The following is a 14025-nucleotide window of genomic DNA, read 5'->3' as shown; positions in this document are numbered from 1 at the left end:
GGCTCAGTTCGATACGCGGCGTGCGGCCAACGCGCGCGCAGCCTTGGAGGCGGGCGGACGGCCTAAGTGTTCGCAAATCCACGCGCCGACATCGACGACGCCGTCCAGATCCACGCCCGTCTCCAGGCCCATGCCGTTGAGCATGTACAGCACGTCCTCCGTGCCGACATTGCCGCTGGCACCCTTCGCGTAGGGGCAGCCACCTAACCCCGCCACCGAGGCGTCGATGACCCGTACGCCGGCTTCCAGCGCGACCAGCAGGTTCGCGAGGGCCTGGCCATAGGTGTCATGGAAATGCGCGGCCAGTTGCTCGACCGGTAACTCATCGGCCAGCACAGCCAGCAACTGCCGGGTGGCAGCGGGCGTGCCCGTGCCAATCGTGTCGCCCAGCGAGATTTCCTCGCAGCCCAGCTCCATCAGCGCGCGGCTGACGGTCAGCACCGCCTGCGGCTGAATCGGGCCTTCGTAGGGGCAGCCCATGACGCAGGAGACGTAGCCACGCAGGCGCATGCCTTCAGCGCGTGCAGCCTCACAGACCGGGCGGAAGCGCTCCAGGCTTTCGGCGATGGAGCAGTTGATGTTCTTGCGGGAGAAGGACTCGGAAGCAGCGGCAAAGACCGAGACATCGCGCGCTCCCACAGCCCGGGCCGTCTCGAAGCCCTTCATGTTCGGGACCAGGACGGGGTAGCGGATGCCGGCGTCGTGATCCAGGCTGGACAGGACCGTGTCCGATGCGGCCATTTGTGGCACCCATTTGGGCGACACAAAGGCCCCGGCCTCGATGTGCGTGAGGCCCGTGCTGGCCAGGCGCCGAATCAACTCGACGCGGACCGCGGGCGTGAGCGCTGCGGCCTCGTTCTGCAGCCCATCACGCGGGCCCATCTCGACCAGAGTGACCCGGTCGTCCGTGCGCATCAGATTTCAGGGCCCAGCGATTCGCGTGTGGCGTCCGGAACGAACACGGCGCGGCCCTTGACCCGGACCAGGCTGTCTTCTTCCAAAGCCTTGAGCACGCGGCCGGCCATCTCGCGGGAGCAGCCGACAATGCGCGCCAGTTCCTGACGGCTGATGCGCACCACGCGCCCGCTATCGACGACCTCGTGACCGGGTTCGTTGGTGAGCGACAGCAGCGTACGGGCGATGCGTCCCGCGACATCCACGAACGCCAGATCGGCTGCGCGGCGAGAGGTGTCGCGCAAGCGCTTGGCCAGTTGATGGCCCAGCACGAACATCAGGTCGGGGTGCTTGTGAGCCAGTTCGCGGAACGGCTGAAACCCGAGTTCCGAGACCACGGTGGGTTTGCGTGTGCGCGCGATGGCGCTGCGCGATTCCATTTCGGGAAACAGGCTCATCTCGCCGAAGAAGTCACCCGGGTTGAGGTAGGCGAGTACCATCTCGCGCCCGTCCTCATCCTCGTAGATGATGCTCACCGAGCCTTCCAGAATCAGATACAGCGAGTCCGGCGCATCACCCTCATGCAGAATCGTGTGATTCTTCGGGTAGTGTCTCCGGTGTGCCGCCATGTGAAAGGCCTGGATGGCGGCCTCACTGCCCTCGTCCAGCCTTGGTGGGCTGGTCATGCTTGTTCAGCGGTCATTCCGCCGCTCCCCGTCTCTTTTCTCATCAGTATCATACCGCTATGACTGTGAATACGATGTCAGCAAGACTCAAACTCTCCGAAGGTGTCACCTGGGTCGGCGAGTCCGGCAGTGGTCACGGCATCGTGATCGATGGTTCGCCGGATATCGGAGGTCGGAATCTGGGCATGCGTCCCATGGAGCTGATGCTGCTGGGTGTGGGCAGCTGCAGTGCAATGGATGTGATGCTCATCCTGCGCAAATCGCGCCAGGACGTCACCGACTGTTCGGTGGAAATCCAGGGCACCCGCGCCGAAACGGTGCCCAAGGTGTTCACGGCCATTCATCTGCATTTCATTGTTGAAGGCCGTGACCTGGCCGAGCGCCATGTCGCCCGCGCCGTGCAGTTGTCTGCCGAAAAATACTGTTCGGCCTCGCTGATGCTGCAGGCCAGTGTCGACATCACCCACGATTTCGAAATCCGTTCCGCCTGATGTTGCTGTCTTTCTTCTTTGCCCTGCGTGAGGGCGGGCTCAAGCCCACGGTCACTGAATTTCTCACGTTGCTGGAGGCGCTGCAAAAGCAGGTCGTGCTCTACAGCCTCGATGACTTCTACGTCGTCTCGCGCGCCTGTCTGGTCAAGGACGAGACCAAGTACGACCGCTTCGATCAAGTGTTCGCGGCCTACTGGCATGGCGTGGAGTCCGTGACCGAGGATTTGTTCGCCGAAATTCCCGAGGAGTGGCTGCGCAAGCAGAGCGAACTGCACCTGTCCGACGAGGACAAGGCCAAGATCGAGGCCATGGGTGGGTTCGAGAAACTCATGGAGACCTTGCGCAAGCGACTGGAAGAACAGGAAAAGCGCCATCAGGGCGGCAACAAGTGGATTGGTACCGGGGGTACATCCCCGTTCGGCGCCTACGGGTTCAATCCCGAGGGTGTTCGCATTGGTCAGGCCGGTAGTCGCAACCGATCGGCCGTGAAGGTCTGGGACAAGCGCGAGTTCGCCAACCTGGACGACAGCCGCGAACTGGGCACCCGCAACATCAAAATGGCCCTACGCCGGCTTCGGCGCTTCGCCCGTGAGGGGGCCGCCGACACCCTGGATTTGAGCGACACGATTCGCTCCACCGCCAAGAATGCCGGCCTGCTCGACATCAAAATGGTGCCCGAGCGCCACAACGCGGTGAAGGTGTTGCTGTTTTTCGATGTGGGTGGATCGATGGATCCGCATGTGCGCACCTGCGAAGAGCTGTTCTCCGCCGCGCGCACCGAGTTCAAGCACATGGAGTACTACTACTTCCACAACTTCATCTACGAAAGCGTGTGGAAGGACAATCGGCGGCGCCGGTCAGAAAAGACGCCGACCCGTGAGCTGATCCGTACCTACGGGCCGGACTACAAGATTATTTTCGTGGGGGACGCCACCATGAGCCCTTACGAGATCGCCTATCCCGGCGGTAGCGTCGAGCACTGGAACGAAGAAGCCGGCGAGGTTTGGGCCCGGCGGCTGCTGGATCATTTTCCGCGCGCGGTCTGGTTGAACCCCGAGCCGGAAGCGCACTGGGAGTACGCACCCTCCGTGCAGATGACGAAGGCGATCTTCGAAGACCGCATGTTCCCGCTCACCATTCAGGGGCTGGAAGATGCGATGCGGCGCCTGACGCGCACGAAGTAGCGGCGCGTCAGGGCCGGGCCGGTCTAGCCCACCGAGGGCTCGGCCATCAGCGTGGCCACAGGCTGGCCAGCGTCGTTCAGCAGCACCAGACGGCCGGCTTCTACGCGGTGCCCCTGGGTCGCGGCCAGCGCCTGCAGGAATTGCTGCTCCTGCGCCATGCCCTTGGCACAGGCCATTTTGGTGGTCACGAGTCGTGAGAACGCCAGGCTGTCATTGTCGCGGCTGTACTCTCCGCTCATGCGGTTGCAGCCCGCGTGGCCGTACATGCGCTGGGTGCCGGTTTCCATGACCAGCGTGGCGGGTTGGACGTCCGGATCGACGGGTTGCCCCCCAAGCGACACCAGGACCCAAGGCGTGCCGGTCAGCGCAAGCGCCGGTGCCTCGGCCACGGGTGTGGCACAAGCCGAGCAAAGGACGACGGACAACAATGCCAACGGCGTGAACGTCCGGCCGCGTTGGAACAAACGGCGAAGATAAGACTGATGGCGCATGCGCTGATGGCTCCTTGTATCCGGTCATATCGGCCGCGAATCTGGCGCGTCCGAGTCGAGTCTGGCAGGCATTGCAGTATACGCAGACCGGCGGTCGCGACCAGCGCAGCATGATTGTCTTGCAAATGCTGGGCGCTTGGCGTTCACTGCTGGTTCAACGACTCTTTGTCCAGGTTACAAACCGGATGCTCGACGCTGTTGCCGTTGCCAATTTTTTTGTCGCGCAGGCCGCTGGTGAGCGGCTGCGGGATATGAACCCTCCCAAGCTGCACGAGCTGACGTACTGTGCCCATGGCTGGCATCTGGCCATGCTCGGCAAGCCATTGGTCGAAGGCCAGGTCATGGCCACGGTGGATGGGCCGCGAATCGACGTGCTGGGCGACTTGCTGAGCGGCACCAAGCGGGTTATGGAGCCATTGGTTGTGCGCCGGACTGATGCGAACTCCGGGAAGATGGTGGAGCTGACCCCGCACCCACAGGCTGCCGATGAAGGTACGCGGCGCGTGTTGTCCATCACCTGGAAGGCATACGGCAAGCTGTCCGGATATGACCTGTCACTGGTCACGCGTGAGCAGGGCGGCCCCTGGGACCTGCTGTGGAACGACGAGGAGCGGTCGGTCGATCGCGTCGCCATTCCCAACGAAACCATCCGGATGTGGTTCCGGCAATTGGCTGAGCGCAACCGCAAGGTGACGTCCGCCAAGTCGGTGAAAGACACCCAGCGCATACTCATCGCGCCGCAGCGCGACGGCGTCAAAAGCGTTTGATCCGGGCGCGGGCTTACGCGCCTGCGGTTAGAAGTACGCTTCCATGATCAGGCTGAACGTGTCCTCTTGTTCGAGGACCGAACTGAAGGACTGCTCTGGCGCGGAATCGGGCACGTTGCTCAAGGCCCGCACCTGCGCCGATACCTTCAGTGATGAACCGAAACGGCGTTCGGCTTCCAACAAATAGGCCACCGTTGTCTCGTCGAGGCTGCGCACCGCGCCAGCCAGCACGGCGGTACCGGCGACGTCGTTAAAGCCAAGGCGCGTGCCGGCAAAGATCTCCCGATCAAATAGGTCCTGCGTTTCAGGATCGCGCTCGTCATACAGGTACTCCGACAGCAGCCCCATATCGATGGCCGAGCCGAAGAGCCCGTAGAGCGTGTACTCGAACCCGGTCACCAGGGCATTGGTCCACTCGCCGCGCTGCTCGCGTCGCGTGGCTTCCAGCTTCAGCGCCGTCGCTCCGATGATCCACTGCGCATCCAGTGCGTACTGCTCGATCTGGTCATAGTGCGGGATGAGCAACAGGGCGTTACGCACGTCCTCTTCGGTGGTGTTATTGCCGCCCGCCTGTGCCAGGCCCACGATGATGTCGTCGAAGCTTGGGTTGCCGGTGGGCATGGCGCCCGCCATCAGGCTTTCCAGATCGCAGTTCGCCTGGTTTTCGGTGTTGGGAAAGCCGCTGCCCTCACGCAGGCAGGGCACCAGCCGTGGATCACGCGCGGTGCCCTTGAAGGCACTCAGGCCGATGTCGACGGCGCCCAATGTGTGTCGCCAGCGCAGGGCGAAATCATCGTGGTTGTCGCCGCGATGGGACTGATAACGCGCTGCATCCTGTTCGATGGGCAGGGGGAAGGCGGGGCGGCCGTCCTCGCCGGGAAAGGTGCGCTCGCGGAACAGCGGCATCCAGAACACATCCCAGGTGCCAAATGGGCTGATCCAGGCCAGATTGACCATCGGCTGGCCCAGCTTGTCCTCGTTGTCGATGTCTTCGACGAAATCGGTCTGATTGATGATGTCGACGAGATGACGTGATTCGGTCACCCCCCAGAACACCTTGCGAATGCCCAGCCGGACCTCGTAGTCACGGGCCGCGTGCACAAAGCTGAGTTCACGAATGTCCCAATGCGTGCGCTCGTCGTCATCGGAATCGACACGACCGAAAATCACGCCGGAGAAGAGCTGATCCCCGCGGTTCCATTCCCGGAAGAACTCGATTTCCAGGGCGGCGGAGCTTTGGCGGTCGGGCTGGTCCGGAACCTTGGACTGCTGCGGAAACTCGCGGTGCTCCAGTTCCAGCGTGGTGTAAATATCGCCGTCAGCCGCTTGGGCGGCACCCGCGAGTAAGGCCAGCGAACTGGCGACCATCCATGCGTAGCGCATCGCGCATCCCTGCAACATACCGATTGGTATGATCCTACGCGGCGTCGTGCTCCGCAAGCAAACCGGTGGGCGGATTCGCCCCCACTGGTCGCGGCGGTGCGTCGCCGCCTGCGGCTAGCGTTCGAGCTGCGACCGAACGCTTTGGACCTTATCGCCGAGCGTCTGCGGTCGATCAATGCGGGTTCCCAGCTTGAGGCTGGTGTGTATCCGCGGTGCGCCCTGGCCGTGAACCGCTTCATGACAGGCTTTGACCGCTGCCATCACGGTGTCCCAATCGCCTTCCACATTCGTGCCGTAGGCATGCATTTGTGGATGTAGCCCCGCGGCGTCCAGGATGCGCTGGCAGGTCGCAATATAGGGGGAGACCGAGACCCCCACCCCAATGGGAATCAGGCAGATTTCAACGTTGACGTGCATGCTGTGGACTGCTGGATCGGGCGTGGCACCAGCCTGCCGGCTCCTGCGCTGTCACTCAAATCGACGATTGCTTATGGTCTGCGGATCCTACGGTTATGGTTTGTGGTCCCAGCCGTATTGCACTGACGTCTTTTGGAGTTGCCGATGAATGTCCGTCTGTTCGTTCTGCTGTTTGTTGCGGCGCTAACCGCCTGTGCCACCTCGCCGTTGGGGCGGTCCCAGCTGCAGTTATTTCCGGAGTCGCAGATGGCGCAGATGGGCGTGGCAGCGTTTCAGGACATGAAGACGCAGCAAACGCTGGAAAGCTCGCCGCAGACCAATCGCTATGTGAACTGCGTGGCCAATGCCATTACAGCTGAGCTGCCCGAGCCGCGCGATTGGGAGGTCCAGGTGTTTAAGGACGACTCCGCGAACGCCTTCGCCCTGCCGGGAGGCAAGATCGGGGTGCACACCGGTTTGCTGGATGTGGCCAAGAACCAGGATCAGCTGGCGACAGTCATCGGGCACGAGGTCGCTCATGTGCTGGCCAGCCATGCCAATGAGCGCGTGTCCACCAGTTACATCGCCAGCACCGGGCTACAGCTGGCGCAGGTGGCCGCCGGCGAACCGACGCCTGCCAAGCAGCAACTCTTCGGCCTGCTCGGGCTGGGCGCGCAGGTGGGCGTGCTGCTGCCGTTCTCGAGAACCCAGGAATCCGAGGCGGACCTGCTGGGCTTGGACCTGATGGCCAAGGCGGGTTTTGATCCGCGCGCCAGCATTCCGTTGTGGCAGAACATGGGCGCGGCCGGCGGCGGTAATCCGCCGGAGTTTCTTTCGACGCATCCGTCGCATCAAACGCGCATCGGGGACTTGTCTCGGCGCCTGGAGATCGCCATGCCGATCTACGAACAGGCCAAACAGGCCGGCAAGCGCCCCCGTTGTGGTTAGGCGGGTGCCTCGTCGGTTGTTGGCAGCGGCCCGAACACGTCCGGAGAAAAGCCCAGCGAGGTCCCCGGCAGCTTCAGCCGGCGTTTAAGCACCAGGTCGAACAACCAGGGGTTGTGGGCGTAAATCGCGCGTAACGGAGCGACATCGTCATCGGCCAGCAGGCCGGCCATGACCAGACGGTCCAGCGACACATTGGTGTTGATCGCGGGATACGGATAGGCGCTGGCGTAGCGCATGCGGTCGAACAAATCGATTTGCTGCAAGGCGATGTTGAGCAACCCCGGCGCGGTCAGTGGATTGCCGAGTCCGTCGATCAGTAGGAATAGTCGCGCCTCGTTCGGTGTGCTGCGCAAGGCGCGAATGCAGGCCGTCAGCCGGTCTTCGCTACCCCGCATGCAACCGAGTAGCAGCACCGTGCGGCCGGCGCTGGCCAGGGAGGTGGCCAGCGACAGGGCCGGTGTGAAGTCTTCGATGGCGGTGAGGTCCAGCCAGATGGTTCCCGCCGGTTGGCCGCTGCCCAGCAACATCAGTCCGTGCACCCAGCGGTCGGCTTGCTCCGCGGCACTGGTGACGACGCGCCAGTCATCCGGCCAGTCATCCGTCCCCTCGGTCAGCGGGCCGTCCGTGCGGTCGGTCCTGTCGTCCGGGGTCGTGACCGCATGGGTCAGCACCACCGGTTGAACCGGATGCGCCACCTGCTCAAGCTGCTCTTTCAGTCGGGTGACATAGGGGGCGCGCCAGTCCTCATGGCCAGGCCGGACCGCCACGGCATCTGCCCAGGCCCGCATCCGCAGCCCTGCCAGCAGCCCCGAGGCCGGTGCAGGTGTCCGAACATAGGCCGCATGGTCGACCACCGTTGGAGGCAGGCCGGCCAGGGTGTCATCGACCAGCGTCTGTGTTGCCGTCGACCAGAGCCAGGCCGTGCTGGCAGGTGTTTGATCCGGCTGGCCGGGATGGCCCAGCCAGTCTTCTGCACAGCCGCTCAGGCCCAGGGCCAGCGCAATGGCTGCGACAGCGGGGGGCAAGCCAGGTTTCATGCGCGGTGATCGCCCCCGCGACGTTTCTTGGAACGGTAGTAGGCGCTGATTTCCGCCAGGCTGTATTGCGGCTGCCAGCGGTAGGTGTCGGCAAAGCCGCGTCCGTCCAGCACCACCGGATACTTGAAGAAGTTAATGAGATACGGCGGGAAGGATTGCCAACCCATGAGTTCTGAAATCCTGCGCGGCAGAAACGGCGGCAAGGAGGGTAGCGGAAGCACGCGGCAACCGCAGGCCCGCAGAAAATCCTGATAGGCCACCCAGTCATCCGGTGCGACGTTGAACACGCCCTTGCCGCGTCGCTCGAAGGCGGCGACCACGGCGTCGGCCATATCTTCAACATGCAAAAACTGCATGATCGGCGAAAAACCGGCGAGTGCCGGAGCGATCCGGCCTGACAGCAGGCGGGACATGGAATTGCGCACGCCGGGGCCAACGATATTGCAGGGCCGCAGCACGGTGACGTGCAATTGTGGGTGTCGCCACAGATAGATTTGCGCCAGGTTTTCCAGTTCCACGGCGTCGACCAGATCCATGGTCAGCTCACTGGCCTTGAGCGGCGCCGTTTCCGGAATGGGCGCCGGGTTGTAGGCATCGGCACCGTAGACAAAATGTGTGGAATGCACGACCACCTTGCCGACCTTGTACTTGGCGGCCAGGTCCAGCAGTCGCCGGCTGCCTAGAACATTGTCGTTGTAGCGCCGGAAACGGCTGTACTCATTGGTGAGAATACGGCCCAGGTGGATGACGCCGTCGATGGGGTGCTCGCGAAAAATATCCTCAAAGCGCCGTTTTCGCAGGTCGACCTGATAGCTCGGGATATGGGCGTCGGTTTCCACCTTGCGGCGGAAGTCCACAGCGATGACTTGGTGCCGCTCCACCAGCCGGGCCATCACGCGCCTGCCCAGCGCGCCGCCGGCACCCGTGACCAGGATGGTCCGGGGTTTGATGCGTGGGCGGCTCACCGGTACACCGATGTGCGCTTGGCCAGGCCCTGATCGATCAGCCCACGAATCGCCTGTTTGACCTGTTCGATCCGGGGTGCAATGGCCGCCTCGGATTCGCAGTCGTTGTCGAAATGGATGGGTTCGCCGATCTCGATAAACACCCGGGCGGGCAGGGGCAGCGGCGGACCCAGCGGGATGTAGGGCAGCCCCAGCGGGCGGGCCAGGGGTTTGAGGCCGGAGAATGACGGCATGGTCTCCTCGCAACCGACGATCCCGACCGGGATCACGGGCGTGTTGTGGCGCATGGCCAGATGCATGAAGCCGGTGCCGAAGCGTTGCAGTTGGTAGCGCTTGCTCCAGACCTTGCCCGAGCCGCGAATCCCCTCCGGAAACACGATGATGGCTTCCTCGTGTTCCAGCATGGCGCCGCAGTTGACGGGATCACCGACCACCGCGCCCAGCCCATTCAGGAAATTGCCCACGAACGGCACGGTGGGGAAGAAGCGTTCGATCATCGCCCGGGGCGCACGCGGCCCGGCCGGGTTACGCGACATCGCCACCCCCAGCATGACGCCATCCAGCGGCAGCTGCCCGCTGTGGTTGGGGACCAGCATGATGCGCCCGGTGGGCGGGACATGCTCCAGGCCGCTGACCTGCACACGGAAATAGTGATCGAACAGCCAGCCCGCTGCCGCCAGGCCCAGCTTGGCGGTGGAGCGGTTGTACCCCCAGGGGTCGAACCCGAAACTGCCTAGGGTTTTCGGGATCCGGTCGATGGTCTCGTGGACGTCTGGCGCGACCAGTCGGTCGGCCAGCCAGCGGCTGATCGCCATGGCTGTCGCTCTCCTCCGTGCACAGGGATGTGGACAGTGCGGCGCTCTGCTTTATCGGCGCCGTCGCCTGACCCCGAAGATAAGCGGCAGCAGGGCCAACGTCCAGGCGCCCGAGCCACCCCCGCCGCCACCTTGGTCTGTGGGCTGCACCGGGGTGTTGTCCGACGGCGTGGCAGAGGCATCCAGTTGGTAGGCGCCGGTGACGGATTCATCGAACCCGCGCACCTCCAGCACGTAGGTGCCGGCCGCCAGCGTGATCTCAATCAAGAAGTTGCGCTGCTGACCAAGCACGATGTCATCATTCTCGGCGACGAAGGCCCCGTCGTCGGTGGTGAGCGTGGCGTAGGTATCGGTTTCGCCGGTGGTGGTCAGCACCACATCGGAGGTTTGCGACAGGGTGAACCGGAAGTAGTCCAGATCGCCGCTCACATTGATGATTCCATCAACCAGCGTTCGCGTGTTGTCGATGACAAGCGTCGTGGCGCCGCTGGGTGTGTTGGCATGCAGATCCTCGCCGGGGTCGCCGGTGATCACGAAGGTGACCTGCGCCTGGTCGGCGCCGCCGTTGCTGTCTTCCAACGTGTACTCCAGCGTCTCGCTGGCTTCCTGCCCGGGGGGCAGGCTGGCGAGATCGCCGCCCGGTGTGTAGCTGAAACTGCCGTCCGCATTCACGGTGAGCTGCGAGCCGGCCGGGGTGGTGAAGGCCGTGCCTACATTGCCGGCACTGCCGTCGATGGCACTGATCTGCAACGTGTCGCCCTCCGGGTCGCTGTCGGCACCGGCGCCGTTGTCGCCCAACAAGCTCCCGGTGGCGGTTTCCGTCGATAGCAAAGTGATCCGATCGTCACGTGCCTTGGGTGGCAGATTGCCTGTGGTTGACCGGACCACGACCTCAAACTGCTCTCGCGCCGTATACCGGCCGTCGGAGAGAACTACGGTGATAACGGCCCGGCTATTCCGCGTAGTGGGCGTCACATTGACCGAACGCGTGCCATCACTGCCGGAGAAGGTGATCTGGTCATCCGGCACCACGGACTGATTGTCGGAGCGGCCCGTGAGTGTCAGCGTGCCGGCGGCCGAGGTCCGGTTGTTGTCGGTGACCGTAAAACTCACCGGGCCGGTGGGTGTGCTGGTGGTGGTGGTCTGGTCCCCGATGGCGCCGATTTCGGGCGGGGTATCGGGCAGGTGATCGTCATGGCAGTCATTGATCAAGAGCTGCCAGCCGATGTCTGCAAGCAGGCAGGCGGTGAGGTCCACGCCCCGGTTCACCCGCACGCTGCGGGCCGCAAAGGGCTCCATGAGCAGGCTGGGTTCGGCTTCGGTGTCCCAATGCGCGATGGACGAGCCCTCCTCATACGGGTTGGGCGCATAGATCAGCGGGCGTCCGTTGGTGTCGGTCCCGTTGCCACTGCGCAGGCCCCGGTCGGCGGCGCCGGCAGCGGATTGCGAGCCCGTGATCACCACATTGCCTGTATTGACGGCTGAATCCTGGCGCTGCGCCACGGTCATATCGGTCCACAACCGATTCTGGCTGTTGTCGAAGAGCAGCCGGTCGTAAACGATGAAGAAACCCTCACGGGGGGCTTCGCCCGACTCGTCGATGCCATTGGTCACGCCAAACCCGTGTCCCAGCTCGTGCATCACCACGTTGTAGAAATCGATGGTGTTGTTGGCGCCAGCATGATCAAAGCCGTAGTAGAAGCGGGCGTTGCTCAGGCAGTTGGGGTCGCTATCCACCGCGCCGTTAAAGTCGGCAAAGATATCTGGCAGGTCTTCAGCCAGATCACGACCCGCCAGCGCGTTGGCCAGTGCCACGGGGTAGAAGGTGTTGTCATCGGGCGCGTTATCGAAGGCTGCGAAGAAGGTCGCCGGCCCCGCGGCCGCCAACGTGCCGCTGTCGCTGTCGCACTGGTCGTCCGGCAACGGCTCGAAACCGGCCTCCAGAATAATCTCCACCGGGCTGTCCAATAGCGCGCCCCACTGCTCGGCGGCGGCGCGTACGACGTTCAATCGAGCTTCGCCAAGCGTGGTGGCATTATTGCCGCCCTCGGCGGTGAACGGCGTGGGGTCGTTAAACCCCTCGTTGGGCGGGTCGTTGGTGACGATACTGATCTGGGCGGCCGACAGGCAGGGCGCAACCACAGCGGTTGCCAGGCCCGCCAGCCATGGGCGACTAAGGCGCATCGGTCGTCTCCTCATAGTCCACGGTCCCATCCTCGGCCTGTTGAGCTTCGATGCGATGCCGCGTGGGGTGCTTGGGCCGAAGCTCGATGCTGCCATCGGGCTGGGTGTGAAGGCTGTAGCCTGCAGGCTTGGACGACGTAGCGCCCGCGGCCTTGGTGTCCGCCGGCGGGGCAACCAGCTCGCCGGTCTCAGGATCCACGAATGCGCGCTGACCGGGCTGTGCGGCCGTCGCCGACGCCGCCTGCTGTGCTTCATCCTGTGGGGCGTCCGTCCCGGCACAGGCCACCAGCATGGCCGCGGGTATCGAGAGCATCCATCGTGCAGTCATGTCATCCACCCGAGTGTTCAACTAAGGGCAACGCTACCATCTTCGGCGACCACCAATCGTGAAGGCGATTCCGTGAACACCGTAGCTGCGGTACACTCGCGCCCCACGCGCCTGTGACTCGGTTGGATAGAGTCCCGCCCCTCCGACGGTGCTCGTCCCCGGCGCGTGATAATCGGAGAGATGTAGTCAAAGCGCCCGTAGCTCAGCTGGATAGAGTACTGCCCTCCGAAGGCAGGGGTCGCAGGTTCAAATCCTGCCGGGCGCGCCACTACTGCATTTGCTCCCGGTGCAAATGACTCGTGCAATCTCCCGTGCTCACGATGATTCGTCATTCGAATCAATGACGGCGCTCGCCCGCTGCCGCAACAGGCAGATCGCACCCATCCCGTTTTCCTGGACCAGATAGCCGGCCGATGCTCTCCCCTGCGGGGCTGTTATCGCCCGCCGATGCATGAGAAACCAGGGCGGTGTCCTCCCGACTCCCCTGGGTTACTCATCTTCGGCTAGGTCTGCATCGACGCAGTCGCGCAGCTGCCGGAGTTGCAGGGGCTCTGCCCGCCCGAGGTCGCTCTCGCACGCCCGCAAACGGTGATAGCTGTCGGACAGCGACTGTTCGATGTTGCCCAAGTCAGAGAAGCCGGTCGTGTCTTCGCACAGTGCTTCTGTCAGTAATCGCTGGGACTGAGCGCTCAGCGAGCTGATCGCCGCGTTGTCCAGTACCTGCGCCACGATGGCGACAATGGGCTGGTAGTTCCGCCGGACATGGGAGCCGGTGAGTCCGGATTTCGCCAACTGGCCCGCGACGGACCGGACTGCGTAGTCGCTTGATGCGCCATCTTGCTTCAATTCGGCGAGGTCCTGTGCGACGCGGCCGATGCCTGCACAAACCCGCGTCGGCTCGGCATTTTCAGGCGAAGTATCTGCCAATCCCAAGGTGGGCGCTATCCCGCAGACAGCTCCAATCAGCGCGCTCGCCCAGGCAGCCCTGGTCGGGCGGCGGAGGGTCGTGCTGACCCGCGATGTGCGACCGGTCATGGGTGATGGCATGAGCGTGTTCAAGTGGGTTTCTCATTCGGCTCCAGTCCTCTCCAACGGAATATCGCTTCATATCCGGACATCGGAGCATTCAACCGGTTGTTCATCTCTCCGAGAACGGCCCTTACTGCAGGCCTTCGATCTCAGCCGGTCGCTGATGGATCGTCTGATGATCCGGCACTTGAATCGCCGAGCAGTTCGAAGCGCTGGCTCTGCGCCCACGTTTGGGCTTGCCCTGGCGCAGTTGGGACACCAGCAGCCGCTTCAGGCGGTTTCTCGGCTGCGCGTAGACCCACGAATAAATGGTCTCGTGGCTCACGTGCATGGACGGATCGTCCGGGTGTTCCCGTTTCAGCTTTTCTGCGATTTGCTCTGGCGACCACTGGCGATGCTCAAGCATGCTGACGACCCGATCTGACAA

At 63.5% G+C, this 14025-nt stretch carries 15 protein-coding genes, 1 tRNA gene and 1 pseudogene; 5 read left to right on the top strand and 12 right to left on the bottom strand.

Annotated features, from left to right (window positions below):
• Positions 1-3 precede the first annotated feature (3 nt).
• Positions 4-915: a hydroxymethylglutaryl-CoA lyase gene (locus DEH80_RS13250; RefSeq protein ID WP_109720987.1), complete on the bottom strand. Its 912-nt coding sequence runs from the start codon at positions 913-915 to the stop codon at positions 4-6.
• Positions 915-1580 (bottom strand): cyclic nucleotide-binding domain-containing protein, encoded by a 666-nt coding sequence (locus DEH80_RS13245; RefSeq protein ID WP_207774602.1) that lies wholly within the window; start codon positions 1578-1580, stop codon positions 915-917. The genes DEH80_RS13250 and DEH80_RS13245 overlap by 1 nt, the downstream gene beginning before the upstream one ends.
• A gap of 74 nt (positions 1581-1654) precedes the next feature.
• Here DEH80_RS13245 and DEH80_RS13240 point away from each other — a divergent pair, with 74 nt between their 5' ends.
• Entirely contained in the window at positions 1655-2071 is a 417-nt protein-coding gene (locus DEH80_RS13240) for an OsmC family protein (protein ID WP_109720986.1), read from the top strand.
• Positions 2071-3255 carry a vWA domain-containing protein gene (locus DEH80_RS13235; RefSeq protein WP_109720985.1) on the top strand — a complete coding sequence of 395 codons (1185 nt, stop codon included), beginning with the start codon at positions 2071-2073 and terminating at the stop codon, positions 3253-3255. Before DEH80_RS13240 ends, DEH80_RS13235 begins: the two co-directional genes overlap by 1 nt.
• A 23-nt stretch (positions 3256-3278) precedes the next feature.
• On the opposite strand, the gene DEH80_RS13230 is transcribed toward DEH80_RS13235, so the two are convergent.
• The gene (locus DEH80_RS13230; RefSeq protein WP_109720984.1) at positions 3279-3746 is read right to left on the bottom strand and encodes an META domain-containing protein; all 468 of its coding nucleotides are present in this window, start codon (positions 3744-3746) and stop codon (positions 3279-3281) included.
• Positions 3747-3856: 110 nt separating this feature from the next.
• Between DEH80_RS13230 and DEH80_RS13225 the strand changes: the two genes are divergently transcribed.
• On the top strand, positions 3857-4513 hold the full coding sequence (locus DEH80_RS13225) for a Panacea domain-containing protein (RefSeq protein WP_133249237.1): 657 nt from the start codon (positions 3857-3859) through the stop codon (positions 4511-4513).
• A 27-nt stretch (positions 4514-4540) separates the two neighbouring features.
• Here the strand turns inward: DEH80_RS13225 and DEH80_RS13220 are convergent, their stop codons facing one another.
• Both DEH80_RS13220 and DEH80_RS13215 read right to left on the bottom strand, forming a co-directional pair.
• Positions 4541-5896, bottom strand: a complete 1356-nt coding sequence (locus DEH80_RS13220; protein ID WP_109720982.1) for a hypothetical protein — start codon at positions 5894-5896, stop codon at positions 4541-4543.
• 114 nt (positions 5897-6010) lie between these two features.
• Entirely contained in the window at positions 6011-6313 is a 303-nt protein-coding gene (locus DEH80_RS13215; protein WP_109720981.1) for an MTH1187 family thiamine-binding protein, read from the bottom strand.
• 144 nt (positions 6314-6457) lie between these two features.
• Here DEH80_RS13215 and DEH80_RS13210 point away from each other — a divergent pair, with 144 nt between their 5' ends.
• Positions 6458-7240 (top strand): M48 family metallopeptidase, encoded by a 783-nt coding sequence (locus tag DEH80_RS13210; RefSeq protein ID WP_109720980.1) that lies wholly within the window; start codon positions 6458-6460, stop codon positions 7238-7240.
• On the opposite strand, the gene DEH80_RS13205 is transcribed toward DEH80_RS13210, so the two are convergent.
• The 5 genes from DEH80_RS13205 to DEH80_RS13185 are packed head-to-tail and all read right to left on the bottom strand — an operon-like array spanning position 7237 to position 12569.
• Positions 7237-8277, bottom strand: coding sequence for a hypothetical protein (locus tag DEH80_RS13205; protein WP_109720979.1), 1041 nt, complete (start codon positions 8275-8277; stop codon positions 7237-7239). The two genes, DEH80_RS13210 and DEH80_RS13205, sit on opposite strands and share 4 nt — an antisense overlap.
• Positions 8274-9242 carry an SDR family oxidoreductase gene (locus tag DEH80_RS13200; RefSeq protein WP_109720978.1) on the bottom strand — a complete coding sequence of 323 codons (969 nt, stop codon included), beginning with the start codon at positions 9240-9242 and terminating at the stop codon, positions 8274-8276. Before DEH80_RS13200 ends, DEH80_RS13205 begins: the two co-directional genes overlap by 4 nt.
• Positions 9239-10057 carry a lysophospholipid acyltransferase family protein gene (locus tag DEH80_RS13195; protein WP_109720977.1) on the bottom strand — a complete coding sequence of 273 codons (819 nt, stop codon included), beginning with the start codon at positions 10055-10057 and terminating at the stop codon, positions 9239-9241. Before DEH80_RS13195 ends, DEH80_RS13200 begins: the two co-directional genes overlap by 4 nt.
• A 51-nt stretch (positions 10058-10108) precedes the next feature.
• The gene (locus DEH80_RS13190) at positions 10109-12241 is read right to left on the bottom strand and encodes a cadherin-like domain-containing protein (RefSeq protein ID WP_109720976.1); all 2133 of its coding nucleotides are present in this window, start codon (positions 12239-12241) and stop codon (positions 10109-10111) included.
• Complete coding sequence (locus DEH80_RS13185; protein WP_133249236.1) at positions 12231-12569, bottom strand: hypothetical protein; 339 nt, start codon at positions 12567-12569, stop codon at positions 12231-12233. Before DEH80_RS13185 ends, DEH80_RS13190 begins: the two co-directional genes overlap by 11 nt.
• Before the next feature lie 191 nt (positions 12570-12760).
• Here DEH80_RS13185 and DEH80_RS13180 point away from each other — a divergent pair.
• Positions 12761-12837 (top strand) — tRNA-Arg (locus tag DEH80_RS13180).
• 221 nt (positions 12838-13058) lie between these two features.
• Here DEH80_RS13180 and DEH80_RS13175 read toward each other — a convergent pair.
• The gene (locus DEH80_RS13175; protein ID WP_133249235.1) at positions 13059-13502 is read right to left on the bottom strand and encodes a hypothetical protein; all 444 of its coding nucleotides are present in this window, start codon (positions 13500-13502) and stop codon (positions 13059-13061) included.
• A 226-nt stretch (positions 13503-13728) separates the two neighbouring features.
• Positions 13729-14025 (bottom strand): annotated as a pseudogene (locus DEH80_RS13170) (helix-turn-helix domain-containing protein); the annotation flags it as partial.

The organism is Abyssibacter profundi (assembly GCF_003151135.1).
GTDB lineage: Bacteria > Pseudomonadota > Gammaproteobacteria > Nevskiales > OUC007 > Abyssibacter > Abyssibacter profundi.
Note: the sequence above shows the minus strand (reverse complement) of the source record. Positions and strands in the feature narration are given on the sequence as shown.